The following is a 21,386-nucleotide window of genomic DNA, read 5'->3' as shown; positions in this document are numbered from 1 at the left end:
AATAATTATATGGATTTAAAAAGTCTGAGAATCTTTGCTGAAATAGTACAAAGCCAGAGTTTCAGCCGGGCTGCCGATCATTTATTCATGACTCAGCCCACCATCAGCAAGGCGATTCGTGGTCTGGAAGATGAGTTGGGCGTTAGCTTATTTAAAAGAGGTGAGGCCGGTCGTAAGCGTGAAGTTACCCTGACTTATACTGGTGAGTTGATTTATCAGCATGCATTGGTTTTACTGGCAGAACAAAAACGGATTTATGAAACCGTTGCCCAGGTCCATTCCTTAAAAAAAGGTAAACTCAGGCTGGGCTTACCCCCATTGGGATCAGTATTACTCAGTCCTTTAATTGCCTTATTTTATAAGCAATATCCGGATATTCAGCTGAACTTCCTGGAAATTGGTTCTAATGGCATTGAACAGGCCATTGCAGATAAAAGGGTGGATGTAGGCGTTCTGCTGGGCAATCTGCGTCCGACTTTTGCATCCATACGGGTGATGGATTCTCCCATGTGTTTACTCTCCAGAAAGGAATCCCCCTGGAAAAATGAGCGGGCAGTTTCCCTGATTGAACTCAGGGAGGAATCCTTTTTGCTTTATGCTGACTCTTTTACGCTGAATAACATGATTATTCAGGCGGCAAACTCTGTGGGATTTGAACCCCGGGTGGTCTGTAAAAGTGGACAGTGGGATTTTATTACCCGAATGGTTGAATTCAATATGGGGATTGCCATTCTGCCCAGAATTCATTGTGAACAGGTGGACGCCGGAAAGTTTAATATTTCACCGTTAATCAATCCTGATTTGCGCTGGACTTTAAACATGGCCTGGGATACCACAGTGTCCATGAGTCCTGCCACACGGGCCTGGCTGAATATTATTGAAAAGAATCAGGACCTGATTCATTTTTAGGCTTTTAGTCTGTCCCGCAAAGGGCAGTGGCTGTCAGTGTTACCGGGTCTTGCAGGATGATTCAGCCCGGCATTGAAATCTGTCATGCCTGGGATCCATGACTGGAGTAAAGCTGTTGTATGGCCGGATTTACGTACCCTGATGACAAATAAGCTGAACGATGAATAAATAGACAAATTCAGGGTATATGTTAAGATAAATGACAGCATTTTATGATGCGAGGTGAAGCATGACAGCATACACAGTAATGAAAACCACATTGCGGGAGGAAGCACAAATTCCTGAACTCGCTGTGCAGGCTTTTAGCCATGCTTTTGTGCAGGCAACATCGAGCGCCGAAAAAGTGGTTTATGTAAAGGATCAACAACTGATTCAGCAACACAACGGTAAGCATGTTGTATTGAAGGATGTCTCCGATGCTTATGTCGTACCGGAACTGAAGCGAAATGTACTGAAACGCAGGAAAAAAATCAGGGTTACGGCTTAAAGGATGCCTCAACCCAGAATACGTATGTTTGCCGGACCCAATGGTTCCGGTAAAAGCACCATTAAGGATTATCTTGCGCCCCACCAGGTTGGGGCGTATTTAAATGCAGATGAACTGGAAAAGGTTTTACATACGACACAACTATTGGTTCCTGCGGATTATCATGCATCTTTATCCGGTCAAAAACTCATTGACTTTCTGAAACTAAAAAAAAGAAAAAAAGGCGCTGCCATTGTCCCACTCCTGTCTGCTGAACCTGTGATTCAGCATGATGGTTCAGTCATTTTTGAAAAACAGGAAATTGATTCTTACCTGGCGGCACGGATCATTGATTTTATCCGCACGGAATTTTTAAGACTGAAAATCAGCTTCACCTATGAAACGGTCATGTCGCATATCAGTAAAGTGGAGTTTTTATGGGAAGCAAAGCAGCGGGGCTTTAAAACCTATCTGTACTATGTTGCTACGGTGGATCCGTTAATTAATATTGCGCGTGTGCAATATCGCGTGTCTATTGGTGGGCATCCGGTGGCTGAACAGAAAATCCGTGAACGTTATCACCGCAGTCTGAATTTGCTGATGCAGGCCATTGAAGCTTCAGATCGGGCCTATATTTTTGATAACTCTTCCGAAGGACAGCAGGCATCATTTATTGCAGAAATTGAGAATGCCCGGACTTTAAAATTGAATCCGGATCTTGAGCGTTTTCCCGTCTGGTTTACAGAGAGGGTTTTGAGTGAATTTTCTGCGTAAATGGCTGATGTGGATGGGATTTAATTTTAAAATATATAAATGAATTTTTAATGAGTTTGTGTGTTTTATGGGGTGGTATGCGGTTGTGATGGATGCGAAAAGTCAGGTTACACAGTTTACTCGTTCCTTGATTTTCTTACTTCAGAACTTTCTACGTTTGGAACAATAGCAAAGCAGAGCTGCTGTTACATCGATTTGTGCAGTGTCTCCTGCTGATGGTCAGGAGGATTTTAAAGTTTATTGGATGATAAAGGAGCAAGGGTGCATACGATGAGGATGGAACAACATATTAAAACACTGGTTTGTGTATTAAATGCATTTGGTTTTTTGGTATTTTATTTTTATCATTTTAATCCCTGTTCTTAACTCTGGTTATTTATGGAGGGATGATCATTGCATTTGGTCGTCCATTTATTGCCCATCATTGGTTATGGAACCCAACTACACTTTATGGAGGAGTAGATGAAGGATATACAGATTATCCACGATTTAAGAGCCTAACTACAGAATCAACAGGCTTAAACGTTTAAACTTAATTAGCTTTACCTGGCACGTACTTTAAAATTTTACATATTTTTCCACTGGAGAACCTAATGCTAACCCGCCAACTTTCCTGTCTTACGTTATTTATGGTGCTGACTTCATCTGTGATGGCTACCGATACTCCAGCATATGGTGAGAGACTTGAGGGTTTTAATTATAGCTGGCCAGTTAAAAATTTTACCTTAACCTCGCAAAACCAATCTCTGGAAATGGCTTATCTTGATGTTAAGCCAAAGCTGGAAAAATCCAATGGTCGTACAGTAGTACTGATGCATGGCAAAAACTTTTGTGCAGGAACCTGGGACCGTACAATCCGTGTGCTATCCGATAGTGGCTATCGTGTGATAGCACCCGATCAAATTGGTTTCTGTAAATCCAGTAAACCAGAACACTATCAATACACATTCCAGCAATTGGCAAATAATACCCACGCATTATTAAATGAACTTGGTATTGATCGTGTGACGATCATTGGGCATTCCACTGGTGGTATGTTAGCAACACGCTACTCACTTATGTGGCCACAGCAGGTAGAAAAGCTGGTAATGGTTAACCCTATTGGTTTAGAGGATTGGAAAGCGCTGGGCGTGCCGCATATTACGGTTGACCAATGGTATCAGCGGGAACTGAAAACAAATGCGGATAAGATACGTCAGTATGAGAAAAATACATACTATGCCGGGGAATGGAAACCAGAATACGAGCGTTGGGTTACCATGCTGGCTGGGCTGAACAATGGCCAAGGCAAAAAGCATGTTGCCTGGAACTCAGCTCTGATCTACGACATGATTTATACCCAGCCGGTTATATATGAATTTAGTGATTTAAAAATGCCAGTACTATTAATTATCGGGACGAAAGATAATACGGCTATCGGTAAAGACCTTGCACCGCCAGAGATAAGAAAACAACTTGGTAATTACGCTGTGTTGGGTAAAGAAACCTCCAGGCGCATACCCAGAGCAACATTGGTTGAATTTAACGATATGGGGCATGCACCACAGATGCAGAATCCTGAGCAATTCCATGAAACGCTATTAAAAGAGCTGAAAGTTCACTGATCCGTACAATAATAATATGCATGACAGTGTACTAATTTCTTAGTCTGATAGGCAATTCAGAAGCCTGCTGTATTCTTTAAGAATTATTTTCAGATTTAGTATCAGTTCAACCTGACTAATAAGCATTGTATAAAGCCATCCAATGGATGGCTTTTATCAGAAAATCTATACAACAGCGCTATTCCAGTTCTAAAGGGCTTTGTTGCACAAACCTATCTCTAAAGGCTGATTCCACACTATAATTTTCAAATGAATAAGCCTCGCCCTAAAATTTACCGTACTCTTAATTGGTCTTCATACAACCGAGCTCTCATTAATCGTGGAAATATTGCCATTTGGTTTGATCCCAATACTCAGTGGTATGAACAACCGCAAGGCAAACAAGGTCGAAATCAAACCTATTCAGATACAACAATCCAATGTTGTTTAATGATTAAATCCTTATTCCGTCTGTCTTTACGTATGGTCACTGGCTTTGTTCAAAGTCTCATTCAACTTTTTGGCCTGGATTGGGCAGCACCAGATTACTCCACCCTCTGTAGAAGACAAAAGCATATTGATATTTCGATTTGCTATCAAAGAAGTAGTGGTGGACTCCATCTACTCATTGACTCTACTGGTTTGAAATTTTTAGGTGAAGGTGAGTGGAAACGTAAGAAACATCAGCCTGAATATCGTAGACAATGGCGTAAATTACATATTGGTATCGATGCTGAAACCCTGCAAATACGTGCAGTTCAGCTCACTACAAACAATGTCAGTGATTCACAGGTACTCGGTGATTTACTTAATCAGATTCCACCAGCTGAACCAATTGATTCCGTTTATACTGATGGAGCTTATGATACGAAACAATGTCGAGAAGTGATTTCCGATCGGCAAGCTCATGCAGTAATCCCACCCAGAAAAAATGTTAAACCCTGGAAAGATACAAAGATTAGCTCGCTGGAACGCAATGAACTGCTTCGAACAGTTAAACATTTGGGCAGGACTATATGGAAAAACTGGTCTGGCTATCATCGCCGAAGTTTAGTTGAAACCAAAATGCATTGCGTCAAGTTATTAGGGGATAAACTGACTGCAAGACATTTTCAAAGCCAGGTCAATGAGATTCATGCACGTGTAGCAGTATTAAATAAATTCACGGATTCAGGAAGACCTCATACCTGAGTTATATCTTAAATTTAGATAACTTAGGTGAACTTTAATTTTAAATCTTTGTGCAACAAAGCCGTTCTAAAGCTATACATTCAACTTCCACTCGCGCATTTATTATCAGTTCACTGACTCCAGACACACTTCTTGCCGGATAGTTATTTATATTAAATGTGTTGCTCTTATCCATGTCATATTGAAAATTATGACGGTAATCATCAGTCACATTTAATCAGCTGACAACATTGCTGCCCGTACAAAATTGACAAAATCCTGAATGTTACATGTGGTCTTATCGTTTTTGTTTTAAATTTAAATATATATTTGAATTTAATAATTATTTTTAATTTCCCTTACTTTCTGAAAATCATGCTGCTGGCGTTTAAGACTGACACAATTGGTTCCATATCTGGCAGTGACCATGAATTACATGATTCTTTTTTCACAAATGTTTAGTATATTCAGTCATGGTAACTTTTATTTCATTTTAGTGGTATGACCTCAGATAACGCAGTACCGGGCAGCAAAGACGATCAATTACGTATTCTTCCGAAATATATTCCCATCCGTGATGCGATTGCCCATCAGATTGAATCCGGGGTATTGGTCCGTAATTCCAGGCTGCCTTCAGAGCGTGTGCTTTCAGAGCAGTTTTCAACAACACGTGTTGCTGCACGTGAGGCTTTACTGGCATTGGAAACCGATGGTCTGATTTATCGGCTGGACCGGCGTGGCTGGTATGTACGCGCGCCACGGATTATTTATCATCCGCAATCGACCAAAAGTTTTAATCAGTATGTGCGGGAGCAGGGCTATCAGCCCTCCACCGAACTGATTTCTGCCCAGCTGGTGACGGCAACCGACTGGGATGCACTGCATCTGAACATAGACAGTCATCAGCAACTGTATTCCATCTGGCGTCGCAGAAGTATTAATGGCCGGCCTGTGGTGGTGGAGCATTTACGGGTCAACAGTGCATTATTTCCTGGGTTTCTGGAACATGATTTACAACAGTCACTGACGTTACTGATGGCGGAACAATATCAATGCCATATTACCCGGGCCAATATTAATCTGTATCCGACGGCACTGGCAGAGCAGCAAGCCAGGGCACTGCATGTCAATCCGGGTTCACTGGGCTTATACATCTGCCGTCAGAACCGGAATCAGAATGGTGTGATTACCGATGTGGATCAGGAATACTGGCTGCATGATGTGCTGGATTTGCACTTTGAAGCGACAGAATAAAAAACAAAACTGGTTTAAACCACTTTAATAAAAGTGTCATAAAAAACTGTTGAAATACGGACTATCAGAAAAATTACCTTCTTCAGGGATTGTACATGAGCCAGTATCTTCAACAGCATAAAAAAAGCTTGTTTTCCATTACATTCAGCGTGCTTGCTGCACTCGCCGTGACCGGATGTTCCAAGGGGTCAACTTCGAAAGACTCAGAACAGATTACGGTATATACCGCAGTTGAAGCAGATCAGCTGAAGCTCTATCAGCAGGATTTACATAAAGCCTACCCTGAACTGAAGGTTAACTGGGTTCGTGATTCCACCGGGGTGATTACCGCAAAATTGCTGGCAGAGCAGAACAATCCTCAGGCAGATGTGGTGTTTGGGCTGGCGCTGACCAGTCTGTTGGTGATGGAACAGAAAAATATGCTGCATCCTTATAAACCACAGGGTGTGGAACATCTGAAAGCAGAGTTTGTCAGTCCAAAGCCGCAACCGACATGGACGGGAATGGATGCCTGGGAATCTGCGGTCTGTGTGAATACGGTTGAAATGAAAAAGCGTAATTTGCCAATTCCACAGAGCTGGGAAGATTTAACCAAACCGATTTATAAGGGTCAGGTGGTTATGCCGAACCCGGCATCCAGTGGCACAGGCTATCTGGACGTTACGGCATGGATTCAGCTGTTCGGTGAAAAAAAGGCCTGGGATTATATGCAGGCATTGGATAAAAACATTTCCCAGTATGTGCATTCAGGCTCCAAGCCCTGCAAAATGGCAGCGCAGGGGGAAATTCCCATTGGTATTTCATTTGGTTACCCGGCTTTTAAACTGAAATCAGAAGGTGCGCCGCTGGAAGTGGTTTATCCGAAAGAAGGTCTGGGCTGGGAAATGGAAGCATCTGCCATTGTCGAAGGCAGCAAAAAACTCAGCAGTGCTCAGAAGTTCATTGACTGGTCAGTCAGCCGCAGTGCCAATGAAGCCTATGCCCGTAACTTCTCCATGGTCGCCTACAAGGGTGTGGAAAGTAGTGGCCTGGATTTCCCTAAAAATCTACCGCAGTTATTGGTTAAAAATGATTTTGCCTGGGCAGCTGAGCAACGTGAACCTATTCTGGCTGAATGGTCCAAACGTTTTGAAAAATAATATCGGTTTTTAAGAGTCAGGTGCAATATGCAAATTCCTACGCCGCTGCAATCACCTTCATTATTGGAGCAGCAACATCCATCCGGTTCCGGTGCGGGGCATTTATTGTCCACGCTGAAAACCTATAAGTACGCTGAAAATCGGGCGCCGGTATTGGAGGTGATGGACATTCAGAAACGATTTGATCAGTTTCAGGCACTGAATCATATCAATCTTGATGTCCAGGCGGGGGAATTTGTCAGTTTTCTGGGACCTTCTGGCTGTGGCAAAACCACGTTGCTGCGGATTATTGCCGGTCTTGAACAACCTGATTACGGCAAAGTCATTAAAAAAGGGGTGGATATCACCCGACAGCAGGCTGAAAAGCGCCGCTGTGGCATTGTTTTTCAGAACTACGCATTGTTCCCGAATTTAACGGTGAAGGAAAATATCGCCTTTGGTCTGAGTAAAAATCAGTGGTCATCGGCTGAACGGGATGAGCGGGTCCATCTGTTACTGGATCTGATTGAACTTCCTGATATTGCCGGGAAATATCCAAATCAGCTGTCGGGTGGGCAGCAGCAGCGGGTTGCCCTGGCACGTGCCATTGCACCGAAACCGGATGTACTCTTGCTGGATGAACCACTGTCTGCACTGGATGCCCAGGTGCGTCTGAATGTACGGCAGAAAATCCGCTCCATTCAGCAGCAGTTTGATTTACCGACCATTATGGTGACTCATGACCAGGAAGAGGCACTGAGTATTTCAGACCGGGTGGTGGTGATGAATCATGGGGTGATTGAGCAGATTGATAGCCCGCATAATATTTACTATAAGCCGCAGACCAGTTTTGTTGCCCGTTTTATTGGCAGTATGAATTTTCTTGATGCTGTGTGTCAGCAGCCGCATCAGCTGGATATATTGGGCTCCATGTCTTTGAACTTCCCGCAACAGAACTTACAGGTCGGGCAGCATTATACCCTTGGATTCCGTCCTGAGTCGGTGATGATTGTCGAAGAAGCGGCAGCGGATGAGCAGTTTTTATATATGCCGGTCCAGGTGAAAAGTTCAGAGTTCCTGGGCGCAAAACGCCGGTTATTCTGTGAAATCGAGCTGGAAAATATGCCGTCTGCTGACGTGCCGACATTACAGATCGAAATTGAAAATGCACAGTCTGCACAGATCCAGACGCAGATGTTGATCAGAGTGGCGCACCCATTGATTCATATTTTTGATGAACAGGGGCGTGCTTTATGTTGAATGAGACAGCTTCTGCGGTTCTAAAATCACAACCACGGCTGAATACGCAATATTCCCTGAGGGCAAATCTCATCCTGTGCCTGATTGCCATTGCGTTGACGCTGGCGATTGTTGCGCCGCTGATCATGCTGTTTCAGACTGCTTTTTATGACGACAATCAGCATTTTATCGGCCTTCAGAATTTTGTTACCTATTTTGCCAATCCGGCATTACTCAGTTCTGTGTTTAATTCGCTGTGGATTTCACTGACAGCAACCGTGATTACCGTGGTCCTGGCTGCAATTTATGCCTTTGCATTGACTAATGTGTCCATCCGGGGCAAGGGCTTTTTTAAGGCAGTTGCCTTGCTGCCGATTCTGGCGCCGTCGTTATTGCCTTCACTGGCACTGGTTTATCTGTTTGGTAAACAGGGCATGATCAAGTCTTTACTGGGTGATCAGAGCATTTATGGGCCGATCGGTATTTTAATCAGTTACTGTTTCTGGTTATTTCCGGCTATGCTGATCCTCATGAGTGGCGCTTTTCGTAATGTCGATCAGCGATTGATTGAAGCATCCAGATCACTGGGGAAAGGTGTGTGGGCGACCCATTATGCCGTGACACTGCCTGCCGTCCGTTATGGCCTGGTCAGCGCCTGTCTGGTGTCTTTCACTTATGTCATGACCGATTTCGGGATTCCCAAAGTCATTGGCGGCTCATTCAATATGATGGCGCTGGATGTCTATAAGCAGATTATTGGCCAGCACAATATGAGTATGGGCGCAGTGATTTCCATCCTGTTGCTGTTTCCTGCCATTATTGCCTTTATTTTTAACCGTTTTCAGAATCATCGTCAGGCACGTTATCAGAGTTTTCAGATCAAACCGTATATGTCGGAAAAGAATGTAAAACTTGAAACGGCACTGACCATTTTCTGTAGTGTGGTTTCAGGTTTTATTCTGCTGATTATTGTCACGGCAGTCGTGGCATCGTTTGTCAGTTACTGGCCTTATGATCTGTCTCTGACGCTGAGTCATTATCATTTTGAATATGTCGATGGCGGCGGCTGGGGCGCTTATTTTAACTCCATTAAAATGGCATTGATGAGTACGGTTGCAGGCACCATCATTATTTTCATGGTGGCGCTGCTTTCTGAGCGTTTCAAAACCCATCCCCTGATTAAAAATTATGTACAGATGCTGGCATTATTACCGCTTGCTGTACCGGGGCTGGTACTGGGTATTGCCTATATTCTGTTTTTTAACCAGCCGGATAATCCATTGGGCGTGCTGTATGGCACCATGACCATATTGGTGATTTCAACCATTATCCATTATTACACGGTGCCGCATCTGAACCTGACGGATGCGATTAAGCAGATTCCCGTACAACTGGATCAGGCTGCTCAGAGCCTGGGTATGTCCAAATGGAAAACGTTCTGGAAAGTATATCTACCCATGAGTTTTCCTGCACTTTGTGATGTCACGGTCTATATCTTTGTCAATGCCATGACTACGGTTTCCGCAGCAATCTTCCTGTATTCACCCAATACCAGTCTGGCTGCTGTGTCGGTCCTGAATATGGATGATGCAGGAGATACAGTGGCTGCTGTTGCCATGAGCATTCTGATTTTAGTGACCTCCTGCGTGGTGAAGTTATTGCATTGGTTATTGACCAGAAAAATGATGGCGCATAGTCAGCGCTGGAGAACAAACACCTGAAGCGATGAGTCCCCTGAACTGATGGACGAAATCAAAATGCCTTGCATAACGGGGCAGGGGGGTTTATTGCCCTGAATTTACTGAAACGATGGAATAACTATGAATACAGCACAATTTGACCTGATTATTGTTGGCGCAGGAATCCTGGGATTATCGGCAGCCATTCAGGCGAAACAGCAGGGACTGAACGTCTGTATTTTTGAAAAAGATGCAGAAGCGGTCGGTGCGACCCGTCGTAATTTTGGCATGGTCGGAACATCCACTCTGACCCGTCCGGATGCAAAATGGCGTGATTACGCCATACAGACCCTTGAGTTTTATCAGCAGATTCAGGCGCAGACCGATATTTCATTTCAGCAGCGCCAGGGCGTGTATTTTGCCAACACGGCACTCGAGTATCAGGTACTGACCGAATTTGCCGGAATGGCTGATCAATATCAGATTCCGGTGCAATTACTGGATGCTGCGCAGCTGAGAACACGTTTTGAATATCTGAATCCTGAGACTGAACTTCAGGGCGGACTGATTTTTGAAGAAGATTATTCTGTTGAACCGCAACTGGTGGGGAAACTCTTACTGGCCTATGCACAGGCTCAGGGTGTTGAAATTCACACCAATGCCTGTGTGGTCAGAACAAGTGCTGGTCATGGGCTGTGTCAGGTGTCATTGGCCAGCGGTGCGGTGTTCCAATCGGCAAAGGTGCTGATCTGTCATGGTGATGCGGTTGATATTTTATATCCTGAGCTACTGCAGCGTCTAGGACTAAAACGTTGCGGCCTGCAGATGGCGCTGACCCGGCCGCTGCCTTATCAGCTGAATGCCTCCATTTATTCCGGTCTATCCATTGCACGTTATCCTGCTTTTGAAATATGTCCGGGCTATCCAGCACTGCTGCAACAGTCCCAGCAGGGATTGGTTAAGGATTACGGTATCCATATTCTGATTAAACAGAACGCATCCGGTGAGTTGATTATTGGCGACAGCCATGAATATTTCCCTATTCAGGATGCGCCGCAATTTCAGCAGCGTGAACAGATTAATCAGTTTATTGAAGATTATTGCCGTAACAGGGTGGGACTGGCATTACCGGACATTCAGAACCGCTGGAATGGTTATTACCTGACCCATGATTCGGAACTGGCCTGTGTAACCGAAGCTGAACAGAATATTTTCCTGGTCAGCGCCATTGCCGGTAAGGGAATGACAACCGGGCCGGGTTTTATGGCTGAAGTTTTAACCCAAAATATTTTCTAAACTGGTTTAAACCAGTTTAGAATGATTGCACATTTATCTCAGGGAAATGCCATGACCTTATTTGATGATCTTGAAAATAAATATTTACTGCTGACGCCGGGTCCATTATCTACATCTGCGACGGTACGTCGTGCCATGCAGCGTGACTGGTGTACCTGGGATCACGAATATAATTCACTGGTCCAGCAGATTCGCCATCAGCTGGTCAACCTGGCGACCCGACAGGCTGAATTATATACAACAGTGCTGATGCAGGGCAGTGGCAGCTTTTCTGTTGAGGCGGTACTGGGTTCAGTGATTCCTGAACAGGGCAAAATTCTGATCATTAACAATGGTGCGTATGGTGCACGTATGGTGCAGATGGCCCGCTGCTTAAAGATTGATGTGCTTGAACTGGCGTACCCTGAAACGCAGATTCCCGATCTGAACGACATTGAGAAAGCACTGCAGGATCCAAAGATCACGCATGTGTCCTGTGTGCACTGTGAAACAACGACCGGTTTGCTGAATCCGATTCAGCAGATTGGTCAGCTGGTCAAGGCTGCGGGCAAAGTCTGGATTGTCGATGGCATGAGTTCTTTTGGCGGAATTCCCATGGATATTGCAGAACTTGATATCGACTTTCTGATTTCCAGTGCCAATAAATGCATTCAGGGGGTCCCGGGTTTCGCCTTTGTTGTGGCAAGACGTAAGTTACTGCAACAGTGTAAGGGACGGGCACGTTCTGTCAGTCTTGATCTGTATGATCAATGGAACACCATGGAACAGTATGACGGCAAGTGGCGTTTTACTTCACCGACTCATGTGGTTCGTGCATTCTATCAGGCACTGCTGGAGCTTGAACAGGAAGGTGGTGTAGATGCCCGCCATCAGCGTTATAGCCAGAATCAGCAGATTTTAGCTCAGGGCATGCAAAAACTCGGTTTTGAGCTGGTCCTGGACAGCCAGGTTCCGCAATCCCCCTTTATTACCACGTTTCTTTACCCTTCAGCAGCAGAATTTAATTTTCAGGAATTTTATGAGGCGCTGAAACAATCAGGTTTTGTCATTTACCCAGGTAAGGTGACTGACCTGAGTTGCTTCCGTATCGGCAACATCGGTGAAGTGTATTCAAAAGATATGGAGGCTTTATTAACTGCAATTTCCAGTTATTGCCGGAAGCACCTGCAACAGGGTGTATCAACTGAATAATCCGACCAATTCATTTATTTTATTTTTTATCTGAGGGAGATACATTATGACAACTGCAAACAAAATCCAGGCGGTGGTTTTTGACTGGGCGGGGACCACTGTTGACTTCGGTTCACGTGCGCCCATTCTGGCATTTATGACATTATTCAGCGACAACGGTGTTGATCTGACCATTGAAGAAGCACGTGGGCCAATGGGTATGGAAAAACGTGATCATATTGCTGCAGTTTTAAACATGCCGCGTGTGGCGGAAGTGTGGAAAGCGAAACATGGCAGCGCTGTTACTGAAGCTGATATTGACCGTTTATATCAGGACTTTATTCCATATCAGCTGAAAACCATTCCACTGTGTTCAAAACTGATTCCCGGGGCACTGGAAACCTTTAAAAATATTCGTGACCGCGGGGCAAAAATTGGCAGTAACACCGGTTATGCTGCAATGATGATTGGTGAACTGATTAAGGATGCGGCGGATCAGGGCTATCAGCCGGACTGTATTATTACTGCCACCGATGCCAGATATGGTCGTCCGTATCCGGAAGTGCTGTGGCGCAATCTGATTGAATTCGGTGTTTCTGATATCAAAACCGTGGTTAAAGTGGATGACACGGCTGTCGGGATTGAAGAAGGGCTGAATGGTGGATGCTGGACTGTTGGCCTGGCCATCAGTGGAAATGAGGTTGGGCTGAGCCTGGAAGAATGGCAGGCCTTATCGGCAGATCAGCAAAAAGTGCTCAGGGATAAAGCCTATGCAAAACTGAATGCTTCCGGTGCGCATTATGTGATTGACAGCATTGCAGATTTAGTACCGGTATTGGACGATATTGAAAAGCGGCTGGCCAATGGTGAAAAACCCTGAGCATCTGTTTGACTGAGTCAGCGATCAGTCTGAAACTGATTTTATGAGACCGGACAGGCTGCAGATGCAGCCTGTCCGGTGTCTGTCTGGTGCAATTGTATTGATCGTATTTTATGATGCTGCTTATTCAAATTATTTTGCTCAGCATACTTGTCAAATCAGCAGGCAGCAGGTATTGTAGCCCTTGGACAAATTTATCAGATACTGTAATCAAGATGTTAAAACGACCTTTGATCACAAGCGCTTATTTTTATTTCTGGCAATTCTTTAAATAGTTGCCTGGACGCATTCGGGCAATCATTTAGTTGCCCATCAAAGTTTATACCTGATTGGGCAACCCTGATCAGGTTTTTTTATGCTTATTTTAAATGACTTATTTTCTAACAACCTGGAGAAATCATCATGAAAACACGACACTCTTCATATTATGGCAATTTTTACTGGGTTTACTTTATTCAATTCATGACGAAAATTTTGCAGCCGACTCACTCTCAGATGCTCAGATAAAAGATCGGACTGTCAGTCATCAGTCCGGAGGAACGATCAATGAATGCCTTAAATCATGTACTGAATAGTAATATTTCAAAAGAAACCATACTCAGTTTGCCTTATCAGTTAAAAGCGGAATATCCACTCAGTCCTGTACTGGCCACTCAGGTTGCTGAACACAGACAGGCTATTTCCAGTATTCTCTCAGGTCAGGATCCACGCCTGCTGGTGATTGCCGGGCCATGTTCCCTGCATGATCCACGTTCTGCCCTTGAATATGCCGGGCAATTACAGCAGTTGCAACAGCAGGTATCAGATCAGATACTGCTGGTGATGCGCGCCTATATTGAAAAACCGCGGACCACTGTCGGCTGGAAAGGATTTTTATATGATCCGGATCTGGATGGTTCATCTGATTTGCAGCAGGGGCTGAAACAATCACGGGCGCTGTATCTTCAGTTGATCGAAATGGGTTTGCCCATCGCCAGTGAAATTTTAAGTCCGCTTGCAACGGCTTATTTTGATGATTTACTGGCCTGGGGGGCAATTGGTGCCCGGACCAGTGAATCCCAGGTGCATCGTGAAATTGCCAGCCATATGCCCTACAGCATTGGTTTTAAAAATGGCACAGATGGTTCTGTACAGATCGCCCTGGACGCGATTCAGTCTGCGTCAAATGCGCATCAGTTCATGGGCATCAGTCAGACCGGTTTACCGGCGATTATTCACAGTTCGGGAAATCCACTGGCGCATCTGATTTTACGTGGTTCAAATACCGGGCCGAACCATGACCTGGAATCCATTCTCAGCATCCGGAAAAAACATCAGGCTGATCTGCCTGCGCTGGTGATCGATTGCAGTCATGGCAACAGTTCAAAAAATCCCTTACGTCAGCCAGAAGTGCTGCAACAGATTATTGCAGAACGTGCGCTGACTCAGGTACGTGGTGTGATGCTGGAAAGTCATCTGGTCGATGGAAAGCAACAGATTTCCGATCAGCTGGTCCATGGACAGTCCATTACCGATGGTTGTCTGGGCTGGGATAAAACCAGTCAGTTGTTACTGGGCATACACCGCCAGTTACAGCAGAATGCTCTGTCCTGCAGTGCCTGATATCCAGGGATAAAAAATCAGCCGGTGTGGCTGATTTTTTATATGAAGCCTGACTTTATAGCCCGGCTTCATATTCGGCGCTGTTTAACAGCTGTTCAACGTCTGCCATATGATCCGGTCTGATTTTATAGATCCATCCCTGGTCATAAGGGGAGTCATTCACAAAATCAGGGTCATCTTCAAGAGCAGTATTGACTTCAACCACTTCACCTGAGACAGGAGCGTGAATGTCTGATGCCGTTTTAACTGATTCGACCACACCGGCCTGCTCACCGGCAATAACACGGCTGCCGACTGCTGGCGCTTCCACATACACCAGATCACCCAGTGCCTGCTGAGCATGTTCTGTAATGCCGGTAATCACCAGCTCCCCCTCAATTTTTACCCACTCATGGGTTGCAGCATACTTCAGATCCGAAGGATGATTCATCATAACTCCCTAAAATATTTTCCATCATTTCCGGCAAGTGTTATACCGTTTTTTTCACAAAAACAAAAGCGCTACAGATAGGGATCCTTGCGCCAGTTATTGGGACTACGGCCATTCCAGCGCTTGAATGCCCGGCTGAAATTGGCCACGTCTGAATACCCCAACTGATCTGAAATCAGTTCCAGGCTGTAATCGGTACGTGACAGCAGTGAGATGGCATGTCGATAGCGCACTTCATCCACCAGGGTGGAAAATGATGTTCCTTCAGCAGCCAGTTGCCGTTTGAGCGTACGATCTGACATATGCAGATGATCTGCCACATGTTCAATACTCAGGTAATGCTGTTCAGCATGGGTGAGAATGTCACGGACCCGCATTGACAGCCGACGGCGCTCACCGAATGCTGACAGTTCTGCTTCACACTGGTTAATGGCAATCTGACTGGCAATGGGATCAGCATTGACCATTTTCAGTCCCAGATATTGCTTGTCAAAACTGGCGATTAAGTGTGGTTGTTCAAATTGCATATGGTACTGTTGTTTCAGCAGATCCATATATTTTTCCAGACCGTCAGGCATGGGGAAGTCAAAATCGATATCGCTATGTAAATTCTGGATACCTGTCAGTGCTTTGGCCATGGTCATGATGCCAAAGCTTAGCCCCATGACAATTTCCGTCCGCAAGGGTTCAAGGTCGATATGACACTGCAGTTGCAGCGTCGCTTTTTCGCCAAAGGTGGAAAAATACAATTGCAGAAAGGGCATACGCAGCTGAATGAAGCGATTGGCCAGCACCAGCGCATCGCTGATATCGTGCGCTGTCATAATGGCATAGCCAATAAACCCGTGGATGGAGATCCGCATTTGTGTCCCCAGATGAAAACCGAGGGTACTTTCACCGGTCAAATCCCGTGCATAGCTGATCAGCTCATTGGCGACAGGCAGGGAAATTCGATATTCCGGTTCTGCCAGTTGTTCGACGTTCAGATGAAAGGGTGTAAACAGGGTTTCTGCACTGTAGCCCCAGCGGGAGACCACATCCAGTAACAGCAGGCCATAAACACCTGGAATTCCCTGATTTGGCGGGGATGATATTTTTTTCATTGGCGATCCAGTTCGCTTTTGCCGGCAAATTCCAGAATTTCATCCAGCGTCATTTCATACTCACGACTCTGAAAACGATCACCTACCTGTAAGTCTTCCAGATACAACATGTTAACCTTGCTCCCTGTCCTTAATTTTTTGTTGTTCAACCAGAAAGCCACCGGTCTGTCGCTGCCATAACTGCGCATAAACACCATTCTGCGCAATCAGTTGTTCATGCGTGCCCTGTTCTACAATGCGTCCCTGATCGAGCACAATCAGGCGGTCCATCTGGGCAATGGTGGAGAGTCGGTGTGCAATGGCAATCACTGTTTTATGTGCCATTAAATCATCCAGGCTGGACTGGATGGCGGCCTCAACTTCCGAGTCCAGGGCACTGGTGGCTTCGTCCAGAATCAGAATTGGAGCGTCCTTTAAAAAAACACGGGCAATGGCAATCCGCTGGCGCTGACCACCTGACAATTTTACCCCGCGCTCTCCGACATAAGCCTGATAACCGCGGTTGCCATGCAGGTCGGTCAGGGCAGGAATAAATTCATCGGCTTTTGCCTTGCGGACTGCGGCATACATTTCTTCATCGGTGGCATCAGGACGGCCATATTTAATATTTTCAGCAACAGTACGATGCAGCAGGGAAGTGTCTTGTGTGACCAATGCAATATTCTTACGTAAGCTGTCCTGAGTCACTTCTGCAATATTCTGTCGGTCAATACAGATACGTCCCTGATTCAGGCTATAAAAGTGCAGTAACAGTTGAATCAGGGTGGACTTACCGGCACCGGAACGACCGACAATTCCGATTTTTTCACCGGGTTTAATATCCAGGTTAAAGTGGCTGATAATGTTTTTTCTGTCATTGTAGGCAAAGCTCACATTTTCAAATTGAATGCGCCCGGCAGTGACCTGTAACAATTTTGAGTTTTCCTGGTCCTGAATATGTATGGGTTTGCTCAGCATGTTCATACCATCCTGAATGGTTCCTACATTTTCGAACAGTTCTGATGTCTCCCACATCATAAATTCGGCCATGCTATTCAGTTTCATAATCATGGCGGTGGCTGCTGCAATGACTCCAATAGCGACCTGACCCTGTAACCAAAGCCACACTGCTGTCCCCAATACGCCAAAATATAAGATCACAGTCAGCAGGTTGGTAAAGATTTCATAGAGCGCACCCAACCGCATTTGTTTAAAGACGGTATGCAGAAATTCCTTCATGGATTTCCGGGCGTACCGACTTTCCCGGCCGGCATGTGCAAACAGTTTGACGGTCTGAATGTTGGTATAGGCATCCGTGACGCGACCAGTCATGACGGAACGGGCATCTGCCTGTTCCCGGGCCACTTTGCCTAAACGTGGAATAAAAAAGCATGTGGCACTGATAAACAGGAGCAGCCATAGCATCAGCGGCAATAAAAGTATGGGGGAAATTGCACCCAGTACAATGCTGATGGTAATGAAATAAACAATGACATAAGTCACCATGTCTCCAAGAATAATCCAGAATTCCCGGACTGCCAGTGAGGTTTGCATGACTTTGGCGGAAAGACGTCCTGCAAAGTCATTGTGAAAAAAATCCAGGCTTTGTAATAACAGTAGATTATGGAACCGCCAGCGCAGACGCATGGGGAAGCTGCTGTATAAAATCTGATGTCGGATAATGGATTGCAGATTGGCAAAAAAGATATTCGCCAGTAAAAAGGTACTGAGAATCCAGAGATTCTGGCTGTGATTCTGTAGAAAGTCCTGTGGGGTAGACTGATTTAACCAATCCACTAGATGTCCGATCTGGGAAAAAAAGATGGCTTCAAAACTTGCAGTTGCTGTTGTAAGGAGAATCAGCAGTAGCAGGTAACGTTTGACTCCGCTTGCCGACTGCCATACAAAGGGGAAAAACTTTTTGGGTAATGGCTGATTCAGGCCTTCATCCGGATAAGGGTCAACCAGTTTTTCAAACCATTGCAACATATAGATATACCTGTCTGATCATTTTATTATGAAATTTTTCACCGGAGATCTGTTTTAAAAGCTGAATTTAATCGCTGCTGGCAACCTGTCGAAAATATGGGTTACAGGCACAAGTATATTTCAGGCATCAGGATACCCATGCTATTCAAGCTTTATGTTATATGGAAACTGAATTGTTCAGTTTCTTGGACTCAAAAAGCATATAGGTAAAGACACTGAGAAAAATACCCGCGGCTATTCTGGCATTTTATAGGAGAAATTTAAACCATTGCTGCTTTTTTATGTAGTGTACGGAAGCTGCCTATACGGCAGTGAACATACCCAGCCGGGCGATGGCAAAAAATACAAATTTCTAAGCTGCCTATACGGCAGTGAACAGTAAATTTAAGCCATAAAAATTATAAAGAACAAATGGATAAGTACAATAAGGATAAAATACCCAAAGTTTGTTAGTACTTTCTAAGGCATTGATTTTATTCGGCTGTGAAAGAGTCATTTAAATTTTGGGCTAAAATATACTGTTTGTCAAAATCAATCTGCTGAACCCTGGCCATAATTTCTCTATAATCCCTGTAGCATTTAAAATTGCAATGGCAGAGGGTCGATTGGTGACGGATCAATTTAATACGGTACAGGAATTGAGTGATGATGAAATGCATCTCTATAGTCGCCAGATTCTGTTGGAAGGCTGGGATATTGACGCTCAGGAAAAACTCAGACTTGCCAATGTACTGATTGTTGGATGCGGAGGAATCGGTTGTAGCACAGCTGAACTACTGGCGCGTGCCGGGGTTGGAAAAATTACGCTGATTGATGCAGACACAGTTGAACTGAGCAACCTGCAGCGACAGATTGCCTATACAGCGCAGGACATTGGTTTCCATAAGGCCGAAATCCTGGCAAAACGTCTGCAACAGATCAATCCATACATTGATGTGCAACGCTATACTGTCAGACTGGACCAATCCAATGCAGAACAACTGATTGCGTCACAGGATCTGGTACTGGATGGCTGTGATAATTTTGCGACCCGGTACCTGGTGAATCATCATTGCAGTCAATACCAGGTGCCACTGATCAGCGCCTCAGCCATTGGTTTTCAGGGCCAGTTATTTATGGTGGAAGGTGACTCAGCCTGTTATGAATGTCTGTTCCCCAGGCAGCAGTATGTCACTGAAAGCCTGCGCTGTGCAGATTCAGGAGTGCTGGCGACGACGCCGAATGTCATGGCGGCTTTGCAGGCACATCATGCCTTACTGTTTCTGGGACTGGAGAAAATGCCACTCAGGCAGAAACTGCTATTGTGGGATGGTTTAACAATGAAACAACGAATTTTAGCCTTTGAAAAAGATCACGATTGTTCAAACTGTCAGGCAAAGCAATCTGCAAACTGAGATAATTTTGTTACACTCAGCATAATTTATTTTTACTGACTTCAATCTGGACATTATGAAAAACAGGATCTGGCTGGATGGGCTGCGTTCCGTGGCTCGTGTGGGTGAAACGGCTGTCATTGCGGCAAGGGCCGGTATTAAATATGCAACAGAGAAACCCAGTCATGCAAAATTAATGCGTGAAACCTTTGAATCACTGGGGGCAACCTATATCAAACTGGGGCAGTTTATTGCCAGTACGCCGTCATTATTTCCAAGGGAATATGTGGAGGAGTTTCAGGGCTGTCTGGATCAGACAGTATCTTTGCCTTTCAGTTATGTGCAGGGCGTGCTGGCTTCAGAATTTGCCGGCAGGAATTTAAATGAAATTTTTGCTTCCATTGATGAAAAACCACTGGCATCTGCTTCCATTGCTCAGGTGCATGCCGCCCGCCTGGTCAGTGGTGAGGATGTGGTGATTAAAGTACAGAAACCGGGTGTGGAAACCATTCTCCATACCGATCTGAATGTACTGCACTGGGCCACGAAATTGCTGGAAAAAGCCGTGCCGAAAGTCAAATTTGCTTCACTGGCCGATATTGTGGATGAAATTAAAACCCGGATGGTGCGTGAAGTCGATTTTATTGAAGAAGCTCAGAATCTGGATGATTTTGTGGCCTATCTGAATTTAACCCGGAATCAGATTGCGACGGCACCTAAGGTCTATCATCAGTATTCAACACGCCGTGTACTGACCATGCAGCGTCTGTATGGTGTACCACTGACTGATTTTGATGTGGTGAAAAAAGTGGCGAAGGACCCGGCACAGGTGTTGATTTCAGCCATGAACACCTGGTTTGGCAGTCTGATGCTGTGTAAGAGTTTTCATGCAGATCTGCATGCCGGCAATTTAATGCTGCTGGAAGATGGTCGGATCGGTTTTATTGATTTCGGAATCGTCGGTCAGTTAAAGCCGGAAGTATGGACTGCCTGCATTGCCTTTATGGATGCCTTACAAAAAACTGATTATACCCTGATGGCTGAAAATATGCTGAAAATGGGCATGACCAGTCAGCAGATTGATATTGCGGTACTGGCGGCCGATGTGGAACGTCTGTTCAGTGGTGTATTAATGGCAGATCCGCAGCAGATTCTGACGTCAAATCCATCTGACATGAATGATATCATGATGGATATGGTGGCAGTTGGTGAACGCCACGGCATCCGCTTCCCCCGTGATTTTGCCTTGCTGTTCAAGCAAATGCTGTATTTTGATCGTTTCATGCGGGTATTGGCGCCTTATACCGACATTTATGCAGACCAGCGGCTGCACATGGTGCAGAATGCTGAGCCTGGCTTACGGTTACACTAA

18 protein-coding genes and 1 pseudogene are annotated in these 21,386 nt (G+C 45.1%); 15 read left to right on the top strand and 4 right to left on the bottom strand.

The features are described 5' to 3' along the window. Positions 1 to 9 precede the first annotated feature (9 nt). From ACT6PV_RS08260 to ACT6PV_RS08200, 13 genes are all read left to right on the top strand, one after another. On the top strand, positions 10 to 909 hold the full coding sequence (locus tag ACT6PV_RS08260; RefSeq protein WP_445115919.1) for a LysR substrate-binding domain-containing protein: 900 nt from the start codon (positions 10 to 12) through the stop codon (positions 907 to 909). Positions 910 to 1,138: 229 nt separating this feature from the next. Further along, entirely contained in the window at positions 1,139 to 1,396 is a 258-nt protein-coding gene (locus ACT6PV_RS08255) for a hypothetical protein (RefSeq protein ID WP_445115918.1), read from the top strand. 3 nt (positions 1,397 to 1,399) lie between these two features. Continuing rightward, positions 1,400 to 2,149 (top strand): zeta toxin, encoded by a 750-nt coding sequence (locus ACT6PV_RS08250; protein ID WP_445115917.1) that lies wholly within the window; start codon positions 1,400 to 1,402, stop codon positions 2,147 to 2,149. Between the two features lie 593 nt (positions 2,150 to 2,742). After that, entirely contained in the window at positions 2,743 to 3,753 is a 1,011-nt protein-coding gene (locus ACT6PV_RS08245; protein ID WP_445115916.1) for an alpha/beta fold hydrolase, read from the top strand. A gap of 249 nt (positions 3,754 to 4,002) precedes the next feature. After that, the gene (locus ACT6PV_RS08240) at positions 4,003 to 4,923 is read left to right on the top strand and encodes an IS5 family transposase (RefSeq protein ID WP_445115915.1); all 921 of its coding nucleotides are present in this window, start codon (positions 4,003 to 4,005) and stop codon (positions 4,921 to 4,923) included. Between the two features lie 480 nt (positions 4,924 to 5,403). Continuing rightward, on the top strand, positions 5,404 to 6,156 hold the full coding sequence (locus tag ACT6PV_RS08235) for a UTRA domain-containing protein (RefSeq protein WP_445115914.1): 753 nt from the start codon (positions 5,404 to 5,406) through the stop codon (positions 6,154 to 6,156). A 95-nt stretch (positions 6,157 to 6,251) separates the two neighbouring features. After that, positions 6,252 to 7,295: a putative 2-aminoethylphosphonate ABC transporter substrate-binding protein gene (locus ACT6PV_RS08230; RefSeq protein ID WP_445115913.1), complete on the top strand. Its 1,044-nt coding sequence runs from the start codon at positions 6,252 to 6,254 to the stop codon at positions 7,293 to 7,295. Between the two features lie 27 nt (positions 7,296 to 7,322). Beyond that, positions 7,323 to 8,534 (top strand): ABC transporter ATP-binding protein, encoded by a 1,212-nt coding sequence (locus ACT6PV_RS08225; RefSeq protein ID WP_445115912.1) that lies wholly within the window; start codon positions 7,323 to 7,325, stop codon positions 8,532 to 8,534. Beyond that, positions 8,528 to 10,234: a putative 2-aminoethylphosphonate ABC transporter permease subunit gene (locus ACT6PV_RS08220; RefSeq protein WP_445115911.1), complete on the top strand. Its 1,707-nt coding sequence runs from the start codon at positions 8,528 to 8,530 to the stop codon at positions 10,232 to 10,234. Before ACT6PV_RS08225 ends, ACT6PV_RS08220 begins: the two co-directional genes overlap by 7 nt. Before the next feature lie 99 nt (positions 10,235 to 10,333). Further along, positions 10,334 to 11,488, top strand: a complete 1,155-nt coding sequence (locus tag ACT6PV_RS08215; RefSeq protein ID WP_445115910.1) for a TIGR03364 family FAD-dependent oxidoreductase — start codon at positions 10,334 to 10,336, stop codon at positions 11,486 to 11,488. 51 nt (positions 11,489 to 11,539) lie between these two features. After that, the gene (phnW, locus tag ACT6PV_RS08210; protein ID WP_445115909.1) at positions 11,540 to 12,679 is read left to right on the top strand and encodes a 2-aminoethylphosphonate--pyruvate transaminase; all 1,140 of its coding nucleotides are present in this window, start codon (positions 11,540 to 11,542) and stop codon (positions 12,677 to 12,679) included. A 46-nt stretch (positions 12,680 to 12,725) separates the two neighbouring features. Then, entirely contained in the window at positions 12,726 to 13,538 is an 813-nt protein-coding gene (gene phnX / locus ACT6PV_RS08205) for a phosphonoacetaldehyde hydrolase (RefSeq protein ID WP_445115908.1), read from the top strand. Positions 13,539 to 14,084: 546 nt separating this feature from the next. Continuing rightward, positions 14,085 to 15,140 (top strand): 3-deoxy-7-phosphoheptulonate synthase, encoded by a 1,056-nt coding sequence (locus ACT6PV_RS08200; protein ID WP_445115907.1) that lies wholly within the window; start codon positions 14,085 to 14,087, stop codon positions 15,138 to 15,140. 55 nt (positions 15,141 to 15,195) lie between these two features. Here the strand turns inward: ACT6PV_RS08200 and gcvH are convergent, their stop codons facing one another. The 4 genes and pseudogenes from gcvH to ACT6PV_RS08180 all read right to left on the bottom strand — a co-directional run bounded on the left by gcvH (position 15,196) and on the right by ACT6PV_RS08180 (position 18,641). Next, positions 15,196 to 15,570, bottom strand: coding sequence for a glycine cleavage system protein GcvH (gene gcvH / locus ACT6PV_RS08195; protein WP_445115906.1), 375 nt, complete (start codon positions 15,568 to 15,570; stop codon positions 15,196 to 15,198). A 71-nt stretch (positions 15,571 to 15,641) separates the two neighbouring features. Beyond that, positions 15,642 to 16,673, bottom strand: coding sequence for a helix-turn-helix domain-containing protein (locus ACT6PV_RS08190; RefSeq protein ID WP_445115905.1), 1,032 nt, complete (start codon positions 16,671 to 16,673; stop codon positions 15,642 to 15,644). 23 nt (positions 16,674 to 16,696) lie between these two features. Then, positions 16,697 to 16,783: pseudogene (locus ACT6PV_RS08185) on the bottom strand (dehydratase); the annotation flags it as partial. A gap of 1 nt (position 16,784) precedes the next feature. Continuing rightward, on the bottom strand, positions 16,785 to 18,641 hold the full coding sequence (locus ACT6PV_RS08180) for an ABC transporter ATP-binding protein (protein WP_445115904.1): 1,857 nt from the start codon (positions 18,639 to 18,641) through the stop codon (positions 16,785 to 16,787). A gap of 653 nt (positions 18,642 to 19,294) precedes the next feature. Between ACT6PV_RS08180 and ACT6PV_RS08175 the strand changes: the two genes are divergently transcribed. Further along, complete coding sequence (locus ACT6PV_RS08175; RefSeq protein WP_445117069.1) at positions 19,295 to 20,035, top strand: HesA/MoeB/ThiF family protein; 741 nt, start codon at positions 19,295 to 19,297, stop codon at positions 20,033 to 20,035. A 55-nt stretch (positions 20,036 to 20,090) separates the two neighbouring features. After that, a complete protein-coding gene (locus tag ACT6PV_RS08170; protein WP_445115903.1) occupies positions 20,091 to 21,386 on the top strand; it encodes an ABC1 kinase family protein in 1,296 nt (431 codons plus the stop codon).

This window comes from Acinetobacter sp. WZC-1 (assembly GCF_052544965.1).
This window is presented reverse-complemented; position numbering and strand designations above follow the sequence as displayed.